Origin of the sequence: Streptomyces sp. NBC_01241, assembly GCF_041435435.1 — a bacterium.
Classification (GTDB): domain Bacteria; phylum Actinomycetota; class Actinomycetes; order Streptomycetales; family Streptomycetaceae; genus Streptomyces.
On the sequence record NZ_CP108494.1, the window covers coordinates 745,227 to 766,151 of the forward strand.

Annotated in this window: 19 protein-coding genes and 5 pseudogenes; 11 read left to right on the forward strand and 13 right to left on the reverse strand. The window is 70.6% G+C overall.

All coding sequences use genetic code 11. From position 1 onward, the window contains the following. Window positions 1–38: 38 nt before the first annotated feature. The 3 genes and pseudogenes from OG306_RS02740 to OG306_RS02750 form a co-directional block, all read right to left on the reverse strand. Window positions 39–581: a DUF6882 domain-containing protein gene (locus OG306_RS02740; protein ID WP_266745167.1), complete on the reverse strand. Its 543-nt coding sequence runs from the start codon at window positions 579–581 to the stop codon at window positions 39–41. 113 nt (window positions 582–694) lie between these two features. Then, window positions 695–913, reverse strand: a pseudogene (locus OG306_RS40870) (transposase); the annotation flags it as partial. Between the two features lie 255 nt (window positions 914–1,168). Then, on the reverse strand, window positions 1,169–1,384 hold the full coding sequence (locus OG306_RS02750) for a DUF6243 family protein (RefSeq protein ID WP_179879016.1): 216 nt from the start codon (window positions 1,382–1,384) through the stop codon (window positions 1,169–1,171). Window positions 1,385–1,936: 552 nt separating this feature from the next. On the opposite strand from OG306_RS02750, the gene OG306_RS02755 reads away from it, so the two are divergent. Both OG306_RS02755 and OG306_RS02760 read left to right on the forward strand, forming a co-directional pair. Beyond that, the gene (locus tag OG306_RS02755) at window positions 1,937–2,599 is read left to right on the forward strand and encodes a hypothetical protein (RefSeq protein ID WP_266744451.1); all 663 of its coding nucleotides are present in this window, start codon (window positions 1,937–1,939) and stop codon (window positions 2,597–2,599) included. 470 nt (window positions 2,600–3,069) lie between these two features. Next, the gene (locus OG306_RS02760; protein ID WP_353963819.1) at window positions 3,070–3,726 is read left to right on the forward strand and encodes a transposase; all 657 of its coding nucleotides are present in this window, start codon (window positions 3,070–3,072) and stop codon (window positions 3,724–3,726) included. Here the strand turns inward: OG306_RS02760 and OG306_RS02765 are convergent. Beyond that, complete coding sequence (locus OG306_RS02765) at window positions 3,636–4,793, reverse strand: IS30 family transposase (protein ID WP_432762227.1); 1,158 nt, start codon at window positions 4,791–4,793, stop codon at window positions 3,636–3,638. The two genes, OG306_RS02760 and OG306_RS02765, sit on opposite strands and share 91 nt — an antisense overlap. Window positions 4,794–4,842: 49 nt before the next feature. On the opposite strand from OG306_RS02765, the pseudogene OG306_RS02770 reads away from it, so the two are divergent. Continuing rightward, a pseudogene (locus OG306_RS02770) lies at window positions 4,843–5,589 on the forward strand (IS256 family transposase); the annotation flags it as partial. A 292-nt stretch (window positions 5,590–5,881) separates the two neighbouring features. On the opposite strand, the pseudogene OG306_RS02775 reads toward OG306_RS02770, so the two are convergent. Further along, a pseudogene (locus OG306_RS02775) lies at window positions 5,882–7,873 on the reverse strand (hypothetical protein); the annotation flags it as partial. Beyond that, window positions 7,870–8,730: a DUF4132 domain-containing protein gene (locus OG306_RS02780; protein WP_266744459.1), complete on the reverse strand. Its 861-nt coding sequence runs from the start codon at window positions 8,728–8,730 to the stop codon at window positions 7,870–7,872. The pseudogene OG306_RS02775 and the gene OG306_RS02780, both read right to left, overlap by 4 nt. 967 nt (window positions 8,731–9,697) lie before the next feature. On the opposite strand from OG306_RS02780, the gene dhaK reads away from it, so the two are divergent. The 4 genes from dhaK (at window position 9,698) to OG306_RS02800 (ending at window position 12,785) form a co-directional block, all read left to right on the forward strand. Then, entirely contained in the window at window positions 9,698–10,690 is a 993-nt protein-coding gene (gene dhaK, locus OG306_RS02785; RefSeq protein ID WP_266744460.1) for a dihydroxyacetone kinase subunit DhaK, read from the forward strand. Window positions 10,691–10,711: 21 nt separating this feature from the next. Beyond that, the gene (gene dhaL / locus OG306_RS02790) at window positions 10,712–11,326 is read left to right on the forward strand and encodes a dihydroxyacetone kinase subunit DhaL (RefSeq protein ID WP_266744461.1); all 615 of its coding nucleotides are present in this window, start codon (window positions 10,712–10,714) and stop codon (window positions 11,324–11,326) included. Beyond that, on the forward strand, window positions 11,323–11,733 hold the full coding sequence (locus OG306_RS02795; protein ID WP_266744462.1) for a PTS-dependent dihydroxyacetone kinase phosphotransferase subunit DhaM: 411 nt from the start codon (window positions 11,323–11,325) through the stop codon (window positions 11,731–11,733). The genes dhaL and OG306_RS02795 overlap by 4 nt, the downstream gene beginning before the upstream one ends. A gap of 524 nt (window positions 11,734–12,257) precedes the next feature. After that, on the forward strand, window positions 12,258–12,785 hold the full coding sequence (locus tag OG306_RS02800; protein ID WP_266744463.1) for an NUDIX domain-containing protein: 528 nt from the start codon (window positions 12,258–12,260) through the stop codon (window positions 12,783–12,785). 85 nt (window positions 12,786–12,870) lie between these two features. Here the strand turns inward: OG306_RS02800 and OG306_RS02805 are convergent, their stop codons facing one another. Next, complete coding sequence (locus OG306_RS02805) at window positions 12,871–13,815, reverse strand: M56 family metallopeptidase (RefSeq protein ID WP_266744464.1); 945 nt, start codon at window positions 13,813–13,815, stop codon at window positions 12,871–12,873. Further along, complete coding sequence (locus OG306_RS02810) at window positions 13,812–14,261, reverse strand: BlaI/MecI/CopY family transcriptional regulator (protein WP_266744465.1); 450 nt, start codon at window positions 14,259–14,261, stop codon at window positions 13,812–13,814. The genes OG306_RS02805 and OG306_RS02810 overlap by 4 nt, the downstream gene beginning before the upstream one ends. A gap of 114 nt (window positions 14,262–14,375) precedes the next feature. On the opposite strand from OG306_RS02810, the gene OG306_RS02815 reads away from it, so the two are divergent. The 4 genes from OG306_RS02815 to OG306_RS02830 are packed head-to-tail and all read left to right on the forward strand — an operon-like array spanning window position 14,376 to window position 17,490. After that, complete coding sequence (locus OG306_RS02815) at window positions 14,376–15,044, forward strand: DedA family protein (protein WP_266744466.1); 669 nt, start codon at window positions 14,376–14,378, stop codon at window positions 15,042–15,044. Continuing rightward, window positions 15,044–15,646 (forward strand): phosphatase PAP2 family protein, encoded by a 603-nt coding sequence (locus OG306_RS02820; protein ID WP_266744467.1) that lies wholly within the window; start codon window positions 15,044–15,046, stop codon window positions 15,644–15,646. The genes OG306_RS02815 and OG306_RS02820 overlap by 1 nt, the downstream gene beginning before the upstream one ends. Continuing rightward, on the forward strand, window positions 15,643–16,347 hold the full coding sequence (locus tag OG306_RS02825; RefSeq protein WP_327259522.1) for a phosphatase PAP2 family protein: 705 nt from the start codon (window positions 15,643–15,645) through the stop codon (window positions 16,345–16,347). The genes OG306_RS02820 and OG306_RS02825 overlap by 4 nt, the downstream gene beginning before the upstream one ends. Window positions 16,348–16,395: 48 nt before the next feature. After that, a complete protein-coding gene (locus OG306_RS02830) occupies window positions 16,396–17,490 on the forward strand; it encodes a bile acid:sodium symporter family protein (RefSeq protein ID WP_266744469.1) in 1,095 nt (364 codons plus the stop codon). On the opposite strand, the pseudogene OG306_RS02835 reads toward OG306_RS02830, so the two are convergent. The 5 genes and pseudogenes from OG306_RS02835 to OG306_RS02855 all read right to left on the reverse strand — a co-directional run. Next, window positions 17,478–17,799: pseudogene (locus tag OG306_RS02835) on the reverse strand (DUF6191 domain-containing protein). The gene OG306_RS02830 and the pseudogene OG306_RS02835 sit on opposite strands and share 13 nt — an antisense overlap. Before the next feature lie 123 nt (window positions 17,800–17,922). Then, the gene (locus tag OG306_RS02840) at window positions 17,923–18,963 is read right to left on the reverse strand and encodes an NAD(P)-dependent alcohol dehydrogenase (protein WP_266907450.1); all 1,041 of its coding nucleotides are present in this window, start codon (window positions 18,961–18,963) and stop codon (window positions 17,923–17,925) included. 57 nt (window positions 18,964–19,020) lie between these two features. Next, window positions 19,021–19,794 (reverse strand): SDR family NAD(P)-dependent oxidoreductase, encoded by a 774-nt coding sequence (locus OG306_RS02845; protein ID WP_266907448.1) that lies wholly within the window; start codon window positions 19,792–19,794, stop codon window positions 19,021–19,023. Then, complete coding sequence (locus OG306_RS02850; RefSeq protein WP_266744472.1) at window positions 19,791–20,462, reverse strand: TetR family transcriptional regulator; 672 nt, start codon at window positions 20,460–20,462, stop codon at window positions 19,791–19,793. The genes OG306_RS02845 and OG306_RS02850 overlap by 4 nt, the downstream gene beginning before the upstream one ends. A gap of 99 nt (window positions 20,463–20,561) precedes the next feature. After that, a pseudogene (locus OG306_RS02855) lies at window positions 20,562–20,809 on the reverse strand (serine/threonine-protein phosphatase); the annotation flags it as partial. Window positions 20,810–20,925 lie beyond the last annotated feature (116 nt).

Consider the following 20,925-nt stretch of genomic DNA (forward strand, 5'->3'; position numbering starts at 1 on the left):
CCGTGGGGCTCAGGCGCCTCGGCCTCGGTTCGCCGACGCTAGTTGATATTGATGTTGAACGTGGAGACCTTGCCGTCCGCAGCGGTGAGGGTGACCGGCCCGAAGGTGATAATCACGGCCGAGTTGCCTCCCGGACCCTTGTAGTAGCCCGCCGCTCCGGTGACCCGGACAGCCAATGCCACGAGCGTCGACGCACCTTGCTCATCGGCGTTGATCTCCGGCTGGGCAAGGGCGGGATGCCCGTTGGCTTCTGCCCAGTCACGGAACCTGCGGGCGTCCCGGCTCATATCGGGCAGGATGCTCTTGTTGGCCCAGGCCCACAGCCATGAGCCCGAGCCGGGGCTGAAACTGCCGAGGATCTGAGCGGGCGCTGTCGCCGTCTTGTCGGGGAAGGTCCAGGTGATGATGCCGGTCGTCTGGTCCAGATCCCAGCGGTCCGCTGAACCCAGCCCCCAAGACATGTGGGCACGACCCAACTGTTCGATCATGTCTTCGCCCTGCAGAAGCAGGGGGCTCAGGTCGGCTCGCTCTCCAGCCTGACCAGCACTCTCCGGCTCATTGGCCCGCTTGAACATACCCATGCCGCGGAGTCTGCCAGAGGCCACCGACCAGTCGACGACGGCCTCTTACACCTGACACCTCGCCACCGACAGGGTGGGGAATTACGTGACCACACGGCCGGGGAATTACGTGATCGTCCACAGCAACGGACGATTTCGCGTCGGGTCTTGCCCTCCTTGATGCGGCGCTCGTAGTAGTCCTGGGTGCGCGGGTCGACCCGCAGGCGGGTGAACACGATGCGATGCGGCGCAGCATTGGCCTGCCGGTCGCCGCCGCGGTTGAGGCGACGGTACTGCCGGCGTCCCGAGGAACGCTCGACGGGACTGACCCCGCACAAAGCGGCGAAGGACGCCCTGCACGCTCTTCCTGACAGTGTCGCCCGGGCTGGGCACGGGGAACGCGCTGGTGGTGATGCTGCTGGTGCAGCTCGGGTGGTGGCGGTGACGGGGCTGCTGAATCTGCGGCCGCCCCGGGTGGTCGGCTGAGACGCGGGTGCTCGGCCGAGAGCTGAGCGGGACCGGCCGCGCCCGGTACGGCAGCAGGGCCCGGACCGCGCGTCGCGGTCCGGGCCCTGCCCCATGCGGTGCCGCCCTGCGGCGGCGGTGCGTCAGCTCTGTGCGGTGTCGTCGCTCGTCTGCCCGGCGCCCTCGGCTGCGCCTGCCTTCTCGCGCATCTTGCGCACCAGCTCCGCCTTCTGGTCGGCTGCACCCTGGCGGTCGAGGTTGCGGTGCGGACCGTTGTTCTGCCGTTCGGCGCGGGACAGCTTCTTGCGCTGGCCGCCGCCCATGCCCACGGGGTTGTTGATGTTCTTGCTCACGGTCACGGGTTCTCCCGGTAATGATGTGAAGTGATCTACGGATTCATCGGTGGGGGACGGGCGGCGACGTCGAAGGACGTCAGCAGGGGCCCATCACGCTCTCACTCGTAAATCGGCGTCTGGAAGAACATGACAAAGACGTTACCCGGTTCCGTCGGCCCCGCACACCAACCTTTTCGCCGCCCCGGCGTCGGCCGGGCCTTCGGCGAGCGCCCGGGGCCAGCCGTTTCCTTCCGGGAATCTCAGCACCGCCAGCACCCGCCGGAGGTCGCCGCCCGCCCGGGGCAGGTCCAGATGGGCGTTACTGGGCCGCCGCGGGCGTTGTCAGTGGTCGCGAGCACACTGACGGCATGAGAGACCATCTCACTTGCGCCACGCCGTTACGGCCAGCCTCGCTGCGGAACGTCTGCGCAGCGAGGCGTCGTTCGCGGCGCTGTGCGCGGTCAGCCCACCCTAGTGCGACCGACGACTCCGTGACACAGCTGGGAACTGATCACCGGGCTACGGAGTCCGTCATAGTGTGAACGGCCGGGATGCCAGTGAAGTGGTGGGGAAGTTGTGACGAACAGCAGCGGTAGCAATCCGTCGGCAGCGGGTCCGGGCACGTCTGCGCCGGGGCAGCCGCGCTGGGCCTGGTGGGTCGTAGGCATCGTCGTGCCCGTCGTTGGCATCGCAGCCACGGTGTTCGTGAGCAACCGGCACAGCTCTGCTGACGACTCGAAGCCACCCGCCGTCGCGGGGGCACCGTCTGCCACGCATGATCAAGCCAAGCCAGCCGCATCAGCGGATCCGGCCAGCCCGGAGAACACGGCGTCCCGCGCCATGTTCGGTCCACACGACATTCAGTTCCGGACCAGCGCCTACGGGGTTGACATCGACTTCGACACGCGCAAGCCGCTTGTTGCGGATGACCTCAAGGGCGCCGACTTGTCGGCCGTCACTGATGGAAGCGGGACGGCTGGTTCCACCAACTTCCATGGCGGCCCCCGGCTCGCGGCGATCATCGCGCCGATTTCGGGAAGTGATGCTGATCCAACCGAGGCGCAGTGCGCGGAGGCGTTGCGGAGCAACGGCGACCCCATGCTGCAGGACCCGCCTCAGGATGCGCAGTTCTGTGTTCAGACCACCGAGGGGCGTATTGCGTTCGTGCGTGTCGTGTCGGCCGCACCGGGTGGGCACACCATGAGGCTCACAGCGACGGTTTGGGACCTCGCCACCTAGGACTTGTCCGGCCGATCACCGGGCCTGCGTAGTTCTGGACGCGCGCTGCAGCGGATGTCATGATCACGCTGTCGTCGGGTGTGGGCCCGAGGCCCCGGGATCCGCTCCCGGGGCCCGGACTCAGGCTATGCGGACCCTGTTTGTTCTGCTGACTCGTCCCACACCTGGCTCTGGTAAGCGTGAGCCTCAGCGCACAGTTCGCCTAGATAGTGCAGCAGGGCCCTCGGGTCGGGGTTCACCAGTGCGATACGGACGACCGTACCCACGACCGTCGCGTCATCCAGGGACAACACCCATGCCTTGATCGTTTCTCGGTCAGCGCTCACTGGCGGCATGGAGAGAATTCCGGGAAGATCACGGCGAGCCTGTGTGGCCTGAATGCTCAGGGCGCCCCGTTCTGCTGCGGGCATGGCGCCTGCCGAGGGTCTGTACGGTAACCGGTGTAACTCCCGAGCTGGAAGCGACAGTTGATGACTGACGTGATGAGTGACATCAAGGCCGGGGAGGCCGCCGTGGGTGCGCTGGATGCTGTGGATGACAGTCTGGTTGCCGAACTGGTGGCCCGGGCCCAGGCCGGCGGAGTGAAGCTGACCGGCGAGGGCGGCCTTCTGGCGGAGCTGACGCGCAAGGTGCTGGAGTCCGCGCTGGAGGGTGAGCTGACCGACCACCTCGGACACGAGCCCGGTGAACGGGTCGAGGGCGGCCGGGAGAATTACCGCAACGGCCACCGGTCCAAGACCGTGACCACCGAGGTCGGCCCGGTGGAGATCGCGGTGCCGCGGGACCGGGCGGGCACGTTCGAACCGCAGCTGGTCAAGAAGCGCCAGCGGCGCCTGGGCGGCGTGGACGAGATGGTCCTGTCCCTGTCCGCGAAGGGCCTTACCCACGGCGAGATCTCCGCCCACCTGGCCGAGGTCTACGGCACGGAGGTCTCCAAGACCACTGTCTCCACGATCACCGACAGCGTGATGGCCGGCATGGCCGAATGGCAGAACCGTCCCCTGGACAGCGGGCGGTTTCTAGCGGTGATTGCGAATCACGGAAACTGTGATGCTATGCCCCAGTCTTGCATGACCTCGGACGGAGTACGGTCTCCCAGGACCATTCGGGGGCGCTCGTTGAGCTGACGGGCCACGGCCGTCAGGTTGCGCAGGGAGTGGACCGTAAGGTCGGTGCCCTTGGGGAAGTACTGCCGCAGCAGCCCGTTGATGTTCTCGTTGGTGCCGCGCTGCCAGGGAGAATGAGGATCGCAGAAATAGATCCGGAAGCCGGAGAGGGCCTCTATCTCTTCATGGAGGACGAGCTCGCGCCCCTGGTCCCAGGTCAGGGTCCGCCGCAACGCTCGTGGCAGATCGGCGGTCTGCGAGACCAGGGCGTCGCGCATCGGCTGGGCCTTCCAGCCGTGCGGCAGGTGGATCAGGCGAACGAAGCGGGTCGTGCGGTCGACGAGGGTTCCTATAGCGGACCGCTGAGCGCGTCCGATGATGAGGTCTCCCTCCCAATCGCCGGGCGTTTCACGATCGTTGACCGTGGCGGGTCGGTCATGGACGAGCGTCATGTTCTTGATCTTGTTGGGTGAGACGACGCCACGGCGTTGCCGCTTGCGGCGGGTGCGTCCGGTGCGCAGTCGGCCCTCACGCTTGCCCAGAAGGCCAGCGAACAGGCCACGGTAGATCGTCTCCGGACAGGCCCGCATGCGAGGGTTGTCCGGGTGCTCGCGTGCGAGGTGTCGAGCAATCTGCTGCGGGGACCACTTCTCGTCGAGCTTCTCGCGCACTGCCGCGCGCAGGGGTCCGTGGTCGCGGAGTTTCTCTTCTTTGGGGCGTTGGCGACGCAGGAGCGCCTGGTTGTGTGCCCACCAGGGTTCGTACTCCCCGTTCTCCTTCCGGCCGCGTCCAATCTCCCGGTAGACCGTCGAAACGCTCTTGCCGATCTCGGCGGCGATGACGACCGGGCTCCGCCCGGCGCGCAGACCGTCGGCGATGGCGATCCGGTCGTCCTGGGTCAGGAAGCGTGGCGAGATGGGAGGGTCAGGAATGATCATGCTTCCAGCATCGATGAACCAGTTGGACCCGCAGCTCACCGATACGCCCACTTGGCGGGCGGCCGCTGCCCCCTTCAGGCCCTTGCGCCGCAGCTCGAAGTACCGCCGTCTGGCCGACGACGGCATGCGATTGGCTCCTCCACGAGGCATGCGAACCATCTCCCCTTGGATGTTCGCAACCACCGATCGAATTCAAGGCGTGTATCCGGTCGTCTTCATCGACTGCGTGAACGTGAAGGTCAGGGATGGGCAGGTCGCCAACCGGCCCGTCTACATGGCCTTGGCCGTGACGGCGGAGGGGCATCGGGACATCCTGGGCCTGTGGGTCGGCGACGGCGGCGAGGGCGCCAAGTACTGGCTGCAGGTCCTTACCGAGATCAAGAACCGGGGCGCCCGTGATGTGCTGATGCTGGTCTGCGACGGCCTGACCGGTCTTCCGGACGCGGTCAACACGGTCTGGCCTGCGACGATCGTGCAAACGTGCGTGGTTCACCTCCTGCGGAACAGCTTCCGTTACGCGGCCAGGCAGGACTGGGAGAAGATCGCGAAGGCGCTCAAGCCCATCTACACCGCGCCGACCGAGGACGCCGCCCTGGAACGCTTCATGGAGTTCAATGAGGCCTGGGGAAGGAAATACCCGGCGATCGTGCGGCTGTGGGAAAGCGCCTGGGCGGAGTTCGTCCCCTTCCTCCAGTTCGATATTGAGATCCGGAAAATCGTGTGCACCACCAACGCAATCGAGTCCGTCAACGCCCGTATCCGCAAGGCCGTGAGGGCCCGCGGGCACTTCCCCACTGAACAGGCCGCGCTCAAGTGCGTCTACCTCGCGGTGATGAGCCTGGACCCCAAGGGCACCGGAAGCAAGCGCTGGACCATGCGCTGGAAAGCCGCACTCCAAGCCTTCGACATCACCTTCGACGGCCGGCTCACTGCCGGACGCCGGTAGAAACAATCAACCGAGTCCCACCGTTCGCTGTACAGACCCGCGTCCTCGGCTAGAGGTGTGAGAGAACCCTTCACTGACAGTGAACTGTCGGCACTGAATCCCGCCGCGACAAGTGCGGTTTGCCAGGTGTCGGTGCATGTCGGCATCGTGACTGAGATGCGGTAGTTGCCGTGTGTTCGGCGCAAGGTCGCTACAAGTCGCGGAACCATTCGTGTGGCAAGGTCCGCGTCTCGTCGGGTGTTTCCACCGGCGAGTAGAGGCACGCTGATTACGACTCGTCCGGCCCCTGCAGCGGCCTCTGGAGGGTGTGCCGCAGCAGAACGCCTTCGGGGCCGATGACGACGGCCCGTTCGAGAGTGTTCAGGATCAGCGCGGGCCAGGCGCCGGTGACACCGACGCTCTCCGACCGGTGGCGCCGCTGATGCGCGGCGGCGGCCTCAGCGGCCAGTTCGGCGTAGGTCTCGTCGAGCGCGGGCCAGCCCAGTTCGTCGAGGACACCGGTACGCAGGGTGGAAGCGAGCAGCGGCACGACATCGTGGCCCTTGAGGAGTCGCACGGCCTCCGGGGCGACGTCTGCGACCACGGCGCGGAACGCCGAGGCCCTGTTGAGAGCGGTCTGCAGCCCGGGGAGCCCTCGCGCGGCCGTGTACTCCTCGGCGCAGGCGGTCAGCCACTCCCGCAGCATCTCGGAGAGCACCGGGTGCGCCGCCAGCTTCGCCATGCCGGCTTCGCTCAGCCGCTGACCGTGTCCGTCGCCGAGGCCGCCGATGTTCCGGCGCAGAAGGGCACGGAAGACCGGCCGTTCGGCGACGGCGGTGAGATCCCGCGCGCCGGGCGCGGTGTCGGTGAGCCACTGGCCGAGCGGAACACCGGGGGACTGCGTGGTGCCCGTGTCCTGGTCGTCCGGCTCGGCGACGGGGACGCCGGAGGCCAGGCAGAGGTCGAGAAGGTCCAGGTCGGCGGTGCGCTGCCAGCGGCCCTGGAACAGCTCGACGGGGCGCCCGTCGGCGCGCAGCCGGTCCGCCATCCGGGCGGCCAGGTCGAGGGTCTGCGGGCTGCGGCCCGACGTGACCCGGTTGCGCCGGCGGTGTGCCTCCCAGCGGGCGAGCCAGTCCGCCGGGGAGACGGACGGGTCGGTGGGGGCGGCGGAGCCGGAGGGAGCGTTGTCGGAGGTGCCCCGGAGGGCGGTCAGCAGGTCCTCGGCGCCGGACTCGGTCAGCAACTCCAGCCAGCCGGGTTCGCCGTCCGCGTCCCGGCCGCTCTCGCTGAAGGTCTCCGGGAAGAAGCCGAGGAGCCGGGCCCGCACGGCTGCATCCCGTCGAGCGAGGGCGATGAGCGCTGGGCGGTAGGCCGCCCAGAACGAGGCGGGGGCGCGGACGACTCCCGGGGAGCCGATCAGATCTGCCACCAGCTCGCGTTCGGCCGCCTCGCGGTCCAGCCCGGCGGCCTTGACCAGCGCGCGCACGTCCTGCGGCAGTGCCGCGTACGGTGGCATGCCGGCCGCGCAGCGCTCGACCAGCAGACGGCGGAACTGCGCCCAGGCGTCCGCCGGTGCGAGCCGGGCCACCAGGTCCCGCACGTACTGCCGCAGCGCCTTGACGGTCAGCGCGCCGGCGAAGGCGAACTCCAGGAAGACGGCCCGCTGTCGGTCCTCGTCCACGACCAGCCCGTGCACCCGCTCGGCCTCGCGGGCCTTGCCGAAGAAGGATGCGGCGTAGGTGGTGTTCTCGGCCTGGAGGAAGAGGCGTGCCACCTGCTCGTAGTAGGTGGGGAGGAAGTGGGGCACGGCCCGGCCGAGCCGGGTGCCCAGTGCGTCGAAGCCCTCCTTTGCCGCTCCGGCGCGGGTCCTGGCCTGCCGGCCCAGCCGCTCGATGTCCTTGACCAGGGCCAGGGCGTGGTGCCCATTGGCCGGGTCGTTGACCAGCGCCCAGGCCGGGAAGCCCAGCGTCTCGCGGCGCACCTGGCCCACGACGGGGGCCTCGGCGGTCCGGGCCAGCCCGAGGAACTCCAGGGCCAGGTCCTCGGCTTCGCCGAGAGTGCCTGCCACGAGCCGGACCACGGGGCGATCGCCGAGGGCGGTGTGCGTGTAGGTGCGGGCGGTCAGCGCGTCGGCGTCGTCCCGGTCGGTGGTGCCGACCGGGAGGATCGCGCCCGCGTCCAGCAGGGCTGCCGCGCGGGCCTCGGCGGCGGGGGTGGAGGTGCTCTCGCCCCGGGCCTGGGCGGGGAGGAACGCCACGCCCGCTGCCGTGGTGTTCGCGTTGGTGTTCGTCGTCGTGGTGCTCATGCCGCCCGCTCCTCGTCCTCCACGTCGCGGCCGGCGTAGAGCGCCGCCGCCATGCGCATGCCCTCGGACCACGCGACGGGGCCGACCTCGGCGGCCGTCAGCGCGCGCCCCGCAGGGTCGGTCCAGCCCAGGGGGCCCGTCTCGGTGCCGTACGCGTCGTATCCGTCGTGCTCGCCGATCCAGATGCGCGCCTCGGCGGTAGCGCCGTCCTCGACGACCGGGCAGACCGCGTATCCGCCGCGCGATCGGTACCCGAGTTGGGTGACACGGCCGTGCAGGAAGCGCAGTTCCTTGAACACGCCGCCGGCGTAGGTGTCCACGGAGGTGGTGTCCGGGGCGAGGCCCGGCGGGCGGCGCCACACCTCGCGGAACAGCTGCTCCACGTTCTGGCGCACCTCCAGTTCGACCGCGAACTCCCGCAACTCGTCGAGGTCGTCGAGGAGGACGGGGTGGGGCACGCTGACGACGTCCGGGGTGATGCGGACCGTGTCGCCGTCCAGGTCGACGAGGCCGAGACCGCGGTGGGGATCGACATCGCGCAGGAACCCGGCGACCCCACCGTCCGCGCCGGTGACCACCACGTCCCGCAGGGCCGCCTGCCACGAAGGGTCGGGCCAGACCCGGACGAGCACGGCCGTGGGGACGGGCAACGAACGCACCATCCACTGCTCGACGTCGGTCAGGCACTGGTGTTCGTGCCGCTCCAGCCACTCGGTCAACTGCCGGAGCCCGACGACCGCCGGGTCGTCCTTCAATCTGGCCGGGACGGACTTCAGCCGCCGGCCCTTCCCGTTGCGGCAGACCACCTTGCCCGCCTCCAGGGCGACTTCGTAGTCGCCTGCAGGAACCCACCCCATACACTGTTCTCCCCGTTGTTCCGGACAGCCGCCCGAACCGGCGGCACGCTGATGAAACCCGTCAACGGCAACGCACCGTGGCGAGTGGGAGAGACTCTAGGCGGCACCAGTGACAATCAGTTCGGGCGCCTCCGCTTCGTCGTACGTGCCCGCACCCCAGAAGGGACCGTCCGGCCGCGCCCACCATCCCGCAGAGGCCCGCGACGCCACGGAACCCGCGGGCGCAACCGACGGAACGTCAGGCATGGCCAGCCGGCTCACCCTCGGGCGCAGGAGCTTCGCTCATGCTGCGACAGGTGGCGGTGGTCCTGTGCCAGGTGGGACCGTCACAGCTCAAGGACAGTGGTCACCACCCTGCATAGCCGGTCTTGCTGTCCGCGGCCGAATGCAGATGCCGTCGGAAGCATGGGCCCCTCCAGGGCGGCATGGGTGTCCGTGCCAGCGGGCTCGGCATCAGCCAGCGACCCCGCCAAGGTCTCGACGGGCACTATTTACGCTGGTCAGCATGGGTGCCGCTGCTGTACCACGAGCAGACGAAGAATCTGCCGGGATGGCACCACGGCCGGTCCGCACAGCGAACGCCGCCTCGCAATCCCTCCCGCCGCAAGCAAGGGGCTGGAACGTCCCCGTACACCACGTGCTGACGAGGCCCGGTGTACGCATAGACACCGACATCCGGCCACAACCGAACGCATCCTGATTCGGACCTGGGCGCGCCCATGACGTTCTCGCACGTGCCCTTCGCTGCCGCAAGGCCGATACTGCCGACAGGAGCAGGTCAGCCGAGACCCGCCCGACCATCCGGCCATCCTGACGACCCGTCACCAAAGTCAGCATTAAGTCAGCATCAGTACCACCAGAACCCGCTCACGACCGCCACGGACAGCCAAGATCACGATCTACCCATACTCACTCTGAACAGCGAAAACGCAGGACAACAACCCACCAACCTGCCTAGGAGATACCCATGAGGATGCTCATCAACGTCCCGGAGACCGTTGTCGCGGACGCGCTGCGCGGTATGGCCGCCGCCCATCCGGAGCTGACCGTGGATGTCGGGAACCGTGTCGTCCTGCGGCGTGACGCGCCCGTGGCCGGGAAGGTGGCGCTGGTCTCCGGGGGCGGGTCCGGGCACGAGCCGTTGCACGCCGGGTTCGTCGGACCCGGGATGCTGTCGGCGGCGTGTCCGGGAGAGGTGTTCACCTCGCCCGTGCCGGATCAGATGGTGCGGGCCGCAGCGGCAGTCGACAGCGGGGCCGGGGTGCTGTTCGTCGTCAAAAATTACACCGGCGACGTGCTGAACTTCGAGATGGCCGCCGAGCTCGCCGAGGACGAGGGCATTCGGGTCACCCAGGTCCTCGTCGATGACGACGTGGCCGTGACCGACAGTCTGTTCACGGCGGGGCGGCGGGGCACGGGCGCGACCCTGTTCGTCGAGAAGATCGCTGGGGCCGCCGCCGACGAGGGCGCGCCGCTGGAACGGGTGGCGGCCATCGCGCGGCAGGTGAACGAGGAGTCGAGGAGTTTCGGGGTGGCGCTCAGCGCCGTCACCACGCCCGCCAAGGGGTCGCCGACCTTCGATCTGCCGCCGGGCGAACTGGAGCTGGGCATCGGGATCCACGGCGAGCCGGGGCGGGAGCGGCGTCCGATGATGACGTCGGGGGAGATCGCGGACTTCGCGGTGGACGCGGTGCTGGCGGACCTGCAGCCACGCGGACCCGTGATCGTGCTGGTCAACGGGATGGGCGCGACTCCGCTGCTGGAGCTGTACGGGTTCAATGCCGAGGTGCAGCGGGTCCTGTCCGAGCGGGGGGTCGTGACGGCTCGTACGCTCGTGGGGAACTATGTGACCTCGCTCGACATGGCGGGCTGTTCGGTGACGCTCTGCCAGGTGGACGAGGAGCTGCTGCGCCTCTGGGACGCGCCGGTGGAGACGCCGGCGCTGCGCTGGGGCCGTTGACCCGTCAGACAAGGAGATCACGTGCTCGACGCCGATTTCTTCCACCGTTGGATGACCGCGGCCGCGACTGCCGTGGATCGCGAGGCGGACCACCTCACCGAGCTCGACTCGGCGATCGGGGACGCCGATCACGGCAGCAACATGCAGCGCGGGTTCGCCGCGGTGACCGAGACCCTGGGCCAGGAGCGGCCGCAGACCCCGGGTGCCGTGCTGACGCTCGCCGGACGGCAGTTGATCTCGAAGGTCGGCGGGGCCGCGGGGCCGTTGTACGGGACGCTGCTGCGGCGTACGGGGAAGGCTCTGGGCGACGCGCCCGCGGTGACGCCGCAGCAGTTGGCCGAGGCGCTCGGGGTGGGCGTCGCGGCCGTGGCCCAGCTGGGCGGGGCGCAGGCCGGGGACAAGACGATGCTCGATGCGCTGCTGCCGGCCGCCGAGGCGCTCGGGACCTCGTTCGGGGCGGCCCGGGAAGCGGCGGAGGCGGGGGCGCTGGCGACGGTTCCTCTCCTGGCCCGCAAGGGCAGGGCGAGCTATCTGGGCGAGCGCAGCATCGGGCATCAGGATCCGGGGGCGACGTCCTCCGCCCTGCTGATCGCCGCGCTGGCCGAGACCGGCGGCGTGCTCGTGGGTGAGGCATGAGCGACGGGAAGCAGGTCGGGATCGTGCTGGTCTCGCACAGCGGCCCGGTGGCCGAGTCCGTCGCCGAGCTCGCCAGGGGGCTGGCCGCCGGTGGATCGACGGCCCCGGTCGCCGCAGCCGGTGGTACGCCCGCGGGTGGGCTCGGGACCAGTGCGGAGCTGATCGCGGAGGCCGCCAGGTCGGTGGACGGCGGTGCGGGGGTGGCGTTGCTCGTCGATCTGGGCAGCGCGGTGCTCACGGTCAAGACGATGCTGGCCGAGGGCGACGAACTGCCGGACGGCTCACGTCTGGTGGACGCGCCGTTCCTGGAGGGTGCGGTGGCCGCCGTGGTCACGGCGTCGGCGGGTGGCGACATCGCTGCGGTGGCGGCCGCGGCTTCGGAGGCGTACGAGTACCGCAAGGTGTAGGCAGGTCGAGTCCCGCGGTCCGTGAGGCCGCCCCGCACCCGTTGTCCGTGGGTGTACGGGGCGGTCTCACGCCTGTCGTCCGGGAGCGATTTCGCCGGACGGGTCCTCGGTCGGTGAGACCGCACAAGGAAGTCCGGGTCGGCCGCCTTGATCTCGCGCAGGGTGCGCCGTGCCTGGGCGACGATGGCGCTGTCCGGCTCCCGGGTGACGAACTGGGCGTCGGACATCACCGCGAACTGCCAGTCCCTGCGCCCGGTCACGGCGGCCGGGTCGATCAACGGGTCTGCGGGTGCCGCCTGTTCGGGAGAGGGCCACAAATCCCCTGGAATCAGGTTGGTTGCCCGGTCCGTTCCACGGGCGGTACACGCTGTCGGCGGACAGCATGGCCGCGCGCGCAGCCCCGCACCAGGGGGCGTCGGGAACCTCGGGGGAAACAGGGCGAGTCGCCTCGATGACGGAAATGATCAACAAGGCAGGGGTGTCGTCCGGGGTGGTGTGCGGGGCCGGCCCGCAGACTTGACGGCATGTCGCCCCAGAAGCACGCCAGGCGCAGTGCGGGTCTCCTGCTGTTCCGCCGGCCGGCCGGTGCCGTGGACGACGGCGCCGGTTTCGAGGTGCTCATCGGGCATATGGGTGGCCCGTTCTGGGCGGGCCGGGAGAGCGCGGCGTGGTCGATCCCCAAGGGTGAGTACGGCCCCGACGAGGAGCCGGCGGCCGCTGCGCGCCGTGAGTTCGAGGAGGAGTTCGGCCGCGCGGCGCCGGACGGTGAGTGGGTGGCGCTCGGTGAGTCCCGTCAGTCCGGCGGCAAGACCGTGACGGTGTGGGCGCTGGAGACGGATCTCGATGCCGCGACGGCCGTTCCCGGGACGTTCACCATGGAGTGGCCGAGGGGGTCCGGGGTGCTGCGGGAGTTCCCGGAGGTCGACCGGTTCGCCTGGTGCACGCCCCAGGAGGCGGCGGGGCGGCTCGTCACGGGGCAGCGGATCTTCCTCGACCGGCTGCGGGAGCACGTGGAGGGCGGGCGGGTGACGCCCGCTCAGGACGGGCCCTGAGCGGGCTGTTCGCCGGCCGTGCGGTTGATCTCAGGGCGGTGCGGGTGGTGTCCGACGCCGCCGTGGCGCACAGCGGCCGGGGGCGTCAGCGCTGCGCGCCCTCACCCTGAGCTGCCTCGATGCTGCTGTGCAGATCGTTCGTCGCGTCGAGCGCGGCGGCTCCGGAGAGGACCATGCAGGCCAGCAGCGCGGCAGCGGCCGCCCGGCCGAAGCGGGGCCGCGGGGCGTTCCGGCCGAGCAGTGCGGCGACGCGGCGCGGTACGGGGCCGGCCGCCGCGGCGAGCGCCGTCCGGGGACGGGGCTGCGGAGCTCCTTCGGCGGCGCGGGCGGCGAGGGCGGCGCGGCCGATGGCGCGGGCGGCGATCCGTCGGTCGCCGACGGCACAGGCCGCCGCCTCGTCGGCGCAGCGCTCCAGGGCGTAGCCCATGGGGGCGCGCAGGGAGCGCAGTGCGGGGTGGCAGAGTGCCGCGATTTCGGCGGCTGCGATGAAGAGGTGGTGGCGGCCTGTGAGATGGGCGCGTTCGTGTGCCAGCAGGGCGTCGCGTTCTGCGGGGTTCAGGGCGCGGAGCATTCCCGTGGTGACGACGATCCTGCCCGGCGTGCCCGGACGGCCGGGCAGCGCATACGCGTCGGCGCGGCTGTCGCGCAGGACGGCCAGCTCGCCGCCTGCGTGCTCGGACGGCCGCGCCGCCCGGTACAGCTCCGCCCAGTGGCGGTGGGCGGCGCGGGCGACCGCAGCGGCGCAGCCCGCGAGCAGCGCCAGCGCGGCGGCCGCGAGGGGGACGGCGGCGGCGGGAGCGGCGTCGGAGAGCGGCCTGACGAGTTCACCGAAGGCGGAGACGGCGGAGAACCGGGTGGCGCCGGGTACCACCAGCAGGACCAGGGCGAGCAGGCTGCACAGGGCGAGACCGATGCCCGTCGAGGCGAGCAGCCGTACGGCACGCACCGGCGACAGGGCGTCCGCGAGGCGACGGGCGGCGGGTACCGCCACGAAGGGCATCAGCAGCGGAACCCACACGGCGTAGATCATCGGTTTTCTCCGTCGAGCAGGTCCCGGAGCAGCTGCTCGTCCTCATCGGTGAGTTGTGACACGAATCGTGCCAGTACCGTGCTGCGGTCCTCCTCCTTCCGCAGCTCGCTGTGCATCCGGCGGGCGGTCAGACCCGGCGCGTCCTCGGTGGGGGTGTACGCGAATCCGCGGCCGGCCCGGGTGCGGGTGACCGTACCCTTTTCGTAGAGACGCGACAGAATTGTCGTGACGGTGGTGCGGGCGAGCGCCGCCCCGATGGCGCCCTGCACCTGGCCGGGGGTCAGGGGCGTGCCGGCCGCCCACAGGGCCGCCAGGATCGTGGATTCCAGCTCGCCGGACGGGCGCCGCTCCGATGAGGTGTGGTGCTCCGGCCCGGCTTCCGGTGCCGGGTCGTCGTGCGGGCGGGGGGCGGGTTCTCCGCTCGATATCCCCTTCACCTGCGACATGGGAACCCTCCTCCCCCTTCGGGCGTCTACAGTGACGTAGACCGTCTACATCACTGTAGTCAGTCCGGGCGTTCCGTCGGGTCGCCCGCTCACCATTATGGGAGACCTTCCACCGTGTCCGTATTCTCACTGGCGGCCGCGCCACAAGCGGTGAACGTGCTGGACGCAGGTTCACTGCTCGGAGCGTTCGGTGCGCTCGGCATCGCCGTCGTGCTCTTCGCCGAGACGGGACTGCTCGTCGGCTTCTTCCTGCCCGGCGATTCCCTGCTCTTCACGGCGGGCCTCCTCTGCGTGTCGGGCACCCACGGGCCGGTCGAGCTGTCGTTGCCGCAGGTGCTGATCGCCGCCGTGGCCGGCGCGCTGCTCGGCGCGCAGGCGGGATACTGGATCGGCCGCCGCGGTGGCCGGGCCCTGCTCGCCCGCAGCCGCGCCAAGCGGCTGCACGAGGGCGCCGCTCGCGCCGAGGAGCTGCTCGGCAGGTACGGCCACGCCCGGGCGATCGTGCTGGCCCGCTTCGTACCCGTCGTACGCACGGTGCTCAACCCGCTGGCCGGAGCGCTCAACATCCCGGCCGGGCTGTTCACGCTGTGGCAGATCGTCGGCGGGGTGGTCTGGACCGTGGGGCTGGTCCTCGCCGGGTACGGGCTGGGCTCCTCGGTGCCCAACGTCGACCGCTATCTGCTGCCGATCGTCGCTGTCGTGGTCGTGGTCTCCCTCATTCCCCTCGCCGCCGAACTGCTCCGCTCCCGCGGCCGGCGCACCGCAGAAGGAGACAACAGCTGATGCCACTCGCCTCCACGGCCACCTCGATCGACGGTGGCCTGTACACCTGGATCACCGAGCTGGCCCAGCGCTCCCCCGCCGCGCTGGATTCCGCGATCCGCGTCTGGTCGGATTACGGACTGGCCCTGTTCGCCCTGCTGATGGTCATGTCCTGGTGGCGCTCGCGCTCCTCGGGCCCCGCCCGTACCGCCATGGCGCTCTGCACCCCGCTCGTCGTGGTGGCCGCTTACATCGTCAACGATCTCGTGAAGTCGGCGTTCCATGAACAGCGGCCGTGCCAGACCCTGCATGTCGTCACGGTGGAGGCCTGTCCGGCGCTCGGTGACTGGTCCTTCCCCAGCAACCACGCCGCCATCGCGGCGGCCGCCGCGATGGCCATCTGGCTGACCGATCGCAGACTCGGGGCGATCGCGGTGCCCGCCGCTCTGCTGATGGCGGCGTCCCGGGTGTGGATCGGTGTGCACTACCCCCACGATGTACTGATCGGGCTGGTCACGGGCGCGCTCGTCGCCTGGCCGTTGACGATCGCGGCGCGGCGCTGCGCCCCGGTGGTGGTCCGGCTGCGCGAAAGCCCACTGCGTCCCCTGGTGGCGAACCGGTGACCGAGGGCGCTTCGACGCTCGCGCGCGGCCGGTCCGGACCCATGGGCTTACGGCTCCGTGCACCGCTGGGAGCCGTTCTTGTCGGGCTGCTCGGACTCGTCGGGCTGGCGGCTCTCGTCCTGACCGCCCGGCACGGCTCCCCGCCCGCCCTGGACCGGGCCGCCCATGACTGGTCGCTGCGGCACCGGCCGTCGGGCCTCGTGGCGGCCGCTCGGGCCGTCACGGCGACCGGCACCGGAGTGTTTCCGTACGCGGCGGCGGTGATCGCCGGGCTGATCGCGGGCCGTGGCACCCGTCGGCGGCTGGAGTACGCGGTGGGCGCCCTGGCCTTCCTGCTGCTCGCACAGGGTGTCCGCTACGGTCTCATGGAGCTGATCGCCCGGCCCCGCCCACCGCTGGGCGACTGGGCCACGCATGCCTCCGGCTTCGCCTTCCCCTCCGGGCACGCGACGACGTCCGCGCTGATGGCCGGCCTGCTGCTCACGGCCATCGGTCTCCGGACGCGCGGCAGGACGGGGCCGCGTTCTCTCCGTACCGCCGTCGCCGCCCTGGTGATCTGCTGGGCGGCGGCCGTCGGCCTGAGCCGGATCCTGTTGGGGGTGCACTGGGCGACGGATGTGCTCGCCGGATGGCTGTTCGCCGCGGTCTGGGTGGGGCTCGGGACCGCGCTGATACGGAAGGCACTGCCGCTCCCGCAGTGACCGGTCCGTTCAGGTCCACCCTCATCGAGGTCCCGTGCGATGCCCCTCATGTCTCCCCTGCGTGCCGCCCGTGTCGTCCGTCCGCCGGTGGTGCCGCGTGTGCTCTCGCTCCTCCAACGCCGGCTGACCTGGGTGACGGTGACCGCATACGCGGCGGCCGCGCTCCTGCCGGGGGCAGGACTGGCCCTGCGGCGGATTCACCTCGCCGCGGTGCCCGTCCCCGGAGGCGCCCGTACGCAGCTCACCCTGCCGTCGCTCCTGCTGGCCCATCTGCTCTTCACCGCGGCGTTACGGGTGCCTGCCGGGGAGCTGCCGCGGCTCGTCCGCCGGCCGTTGTCACTGCTGGTGGGAACGGCCGCCAACACACTCATTCCGCTGGCCCTGCTGCCCTGTCTCGCCGCGGTGCTGGGGCGACTCCCCGATACGGACGGCTGCAGCGGGCTGATCACCGGGCTCGCGCTCGTGGGAGCCATGCCGGTCGCGGCAGGTGCCACGGTCTGGGGCGGCCGGGCAGGCGGCAACCACTCACTGGTCGTGGGGATCGTGCTCGCCTCCACGCTGCTCAGTCCGCTGACCATCCCGCTGATGCTCTCGGTGGCCTCGACGGTGACGCGTGGCCACTACGCCCACGATCTGTCGCGCATGGCCGCGACGGACGGCGGAGCGTTCGCAGTGATCAGCGTCGTCGTGCCGTGCGTCGCCGGTCTGGCCGTCCAACGGATGACGCCCCGCCACGTACTCGAACGGCATTTGCCGTGGCTGGGGCTGCTCGGACTCGTCGACGCGGTGCTGCTCACGTACAGCAACGCCTGCGGGGCGCTCGGCGGCTTTCTGTTCCACCCGCGGCCCGCGCTGCTGGTCGCGGCCGTCGTCGTGGCCGGGGCGCTGTGCGCGGCTTCCTTCGTGATCGGCTGGTGTCTGGCCCGTACGGTACGGGCCGACCGCGCGGACACCGTGGCGATCACGCTCAGCTGCGGAATGAACAACAGCAGCGCCGGTGCGGTGCTGGCGGCGACCAATCTGCCCAGCAGCCCACAGGTGCTCCTGCCGGTTCTCGCGTACAGCCTGTTGCAGAAGTGCGGGGCGGGGCTGGCGGACTCGGTGCTGCGCCGCGGGGCAGACCCGCCCCGTCAGGCCTTGTGAGCGGGCAGACGGATGACGGCGTGGCCGCGCCGTCGAGGTCGACGGTGGACCGGTGGGGCGGGGCGCCGTCCTCCTCGTCGTCGCGCAGCAGCAGGGCGCTCCGGTGCTCCTTGAGCTCGCTCTGCTTGCCGGGCGAGAAGGTCCCGTGCAATTGCTCGGACCCGGTCGCCGACACCTGGCCCTGGCGGGCGCTGTTGCGCCACGGCAGCAGACCCGCCCGACCCGCCCGCAGCATCAGCTGATCGAGGAGGGCGACGAAGGTCAGCCCGATCACGAGTCCGGCAGCGTCATCAGCGCGACGAATTCCATCCGTACAGACTTACACCGAACGGCAATTGGGTGGCGGCGTCGCGCATCCGTCGCGAGAACGACCGTGCGGGCCGTCGCGCAGTGCGACGGCCCGCACGGTCCTGGCGGGTGAGGCCCCGGAGGTCAGCCGTTGGGGAGGATGACCGCGCGGCCGTTGATCTTGCCGTGGTGCAGCCGCTCGTAGGCCAGCGGCGCCTCGTCCAGCGTGTAGGTCTCGACGTGCACCTCGACCGATCCCGCGCGGGCCAGGTCGAGCACCTCGGCGAGTTCGGAGCGCGATCCCCAGTACGGGGAGGTCACCGTCGTGTTGTACGGCAGGGAGCCGAAGCCCACCGGCAGCGCGCCGCCGCCGATGCCGACGATCGTGACGTCCGAGTCGATGGCGGCCGCGGCCCCGGCCGTGACGACGGTCGGCGGTGCTCCGACGAAGTCGAGGACGACCTGCGCGCCGACGCCACGGGTCAGCTCGCGTACCTTCGCCGCCGCGTGCTCGTCGGAGAGCACGGTCTCGTGGGCGCCGACGGTGCGGGCCAGGGCGAGCTTGTCTTCCGAGACGTCCAGGGCGATGACCCGGACGGCCGTCATGGCGCGCAGCAGTTGGATAGCGACGTGGCCGAGGCCGCCCGTGCCGATGACGACGGCGGTGGCACCGGGTACCAGCTTGGGCAGGGACCGCTTGATCGCGTGGTACGGGGTCAGGCCTGCGTCGGTGAGCGGTACGGCCTGGACCGGGTCGAGGCCGCCGAGCGGAAGCAGGTGGCGCGGGTCATCGACGATCATGTACTCGGCCATGGCACCGGGCGACCCCAGTCCGGGCGGGGTGATGCCCAGTTCCTTGGCCCGAAGGCAGTAGTTCTCCTTGCCCTCGGCGCACTTGACGCACGTACCGCAGCCCCAGGGGCCATAGACCGCGACGGGCTCGCCGATCGAGAGGCCGCTCACTCCGTCGCCGAGCGCCGCGACGGTGCCCACGCCCTCGTGGCCGAGAGTGAGCGGCAGCGGGAAGGGGATCTGCTCGGCGGGCCAGCTCATCACGGCGATGTCGGAGTGGCAGACACCTGCGGCGGTGACCTTGAGCAGCACCTGGCCGGGGCCGGGCTCCGGGTCGGGCACGGTGACGACCTCGGGTGCCGCGCCGACGGTGCGGTACTGAACGGCCTTCATGGGGTCTCCTGACTCTTTGTGTTTCTCTGCTTGCCCCCGTTACCGCCTGTCCGTCGCTCACGGAGCGGAGTAGCCGCCGTCCACCAGGTGGTAGCTGCCGTGGATGAAGGAGGCGCGGTCGGAGAGCAGGAAGGCGGCGAGTTCGGCGACTTCCTGGGCCGTGCCGAGGCGTCCGGCCGGGTGCAGCGAGATGAGGTGGTCGCGGGCCGGGCCGTCCGTGTCACGCAGCAGCGGTGTGTCGATGAAGCCGGGGCCGACGGCGTTGATCCGGACGTTCTGTGCCGCGTATTCGAGGGCGGCGGTCTTGGTGAGGCCGACGACACCGTGCTTGGCGGCCACGTACGCGGGCGATCCGGCGAAGCCGTTGGTGCCGAGGATCGACGACATGTTGACGACGGCGCCGCCGCCCGCCGCGACGATCGCGGGGAGTTCGTAGCGCATCGAGTGGAAGACGCCGCTGAGGTTGGTGGCGACGACCCGGTTCCAGTCCTCGATGGCGTACTCACCGGTGGTGTTGCTCGGACCGCCGATGCCCGCGTTGTTGACGGCGAGGTGCAGGGCGCCGAACGTGTCGACGGTGAAGCGGACGCCCGCTTCGACGGACACGGGGTCGGTCACGTCCATGGCGACTGCGACGGCCTTGGCGCCGGCGCTCTCCAGTTCGGCGACGGCCTTGCGGGCGTTGGCCTCGTCGTAGTCGGCCACGACGACGGACGCGCCGCCTGCGGCCAGCCGGTGGACCAGGGCCAGGCCGATGCCGGAGGCGCCGCCCGTGACGAGGGCGGTCCGGCCGGCGAACTCCTGGTCGGCCGGGGTGAGGGGGGTGCTCATGAGCGTGCGTTTCCTTCCGTGGTGCGGTGCGGCGCCGGCCCGGCGGGAAGCTGCGTGAGCAGGTCGCCGGAGAGGGCGTCGAAGGCCTGCGCGACCAGTCGGGGCAGGCCTTCCGGCTGCCCGCCGCGGACCCAGGCCGCCTGGGCGGCGAGGAGTGCTCCGGCGCCCGCGGCGACCGTGACGGCGGGGCGGATGTCCAGCCGCGGGTCGACTCCGAGCCGGTTCGCGACGATGACGATCGAGTCCTCCTGCGCGTCCACCCGGATGTGGTGGAACGCGGCGTAGAGGGTCGGTTCCTGCTCGGCGAGAACCAGCACGTCGAAGATCCGGGCGCGCCGGTGCCAGGCCTGCGCGTCGGGGTCGTCCAGCCAGTCGAGGACGGCGAGCCGGTAGGCGGTGAGCGGGGGCTCGTCGGCGGGGCGGGCGCGCAGGGCGTCGTTGATCCGGTCGCCGTCGCCCCGGATCGAGTCCAGGACGGCGGCTTCCTTGCTCGTGAAGTACCGGCTGAAGGTCCGCCGGTCGACGTCCGCGCGTTCCGCGATCTCCTCGACCGTCACATTCTTCAGGCCCCGGTCGAGCACGAGCTCGAACGCGGCCTGCGCCAGTGCGTCCCGGGTCCTGCGGGCCTTGCGGCTCCGTCGCTCCGGGGTCTTCCGTTCCGGATTCATAAGTGCACCGTACACCCAAAATGTCCCGCCGCGACAAAAGTCCCGATGGGACATTGGATCGGCGGGGCGTCGGATCCGCGGGGCATCGGATCGGTGGTGCATCACCAGGGCCGTGACGAAGCGTTCGACGTCCCCGGTCTGGGCGGAGAAGGCGTTGTGCCGGGCGAGGCATCCCCCAGGGCGTCGGCCACACCGGTCAGGGTCGGCTCACGAATGGCCGCTTCCCGAAACACCCCGAGCGCGGCGAGGCCCTTGCCCTGGACGTCCCCGAAGATCACCCGGGTGCCGTAGGGCGACTGGACGACCTCGTAGATGTCGCCGCCGACCAGGCGGTCCTCCTCGATCGGCGAAGCCGGCCGCCTCCCCCGCGTCCGTACCCGGGAGCGTCACTCCTCGCGTCGCCGGCCGGCGCCGGAACCCGATCGTCACAGCCCATTTCTCCCGGGACCGCCGGCCCCGCGCC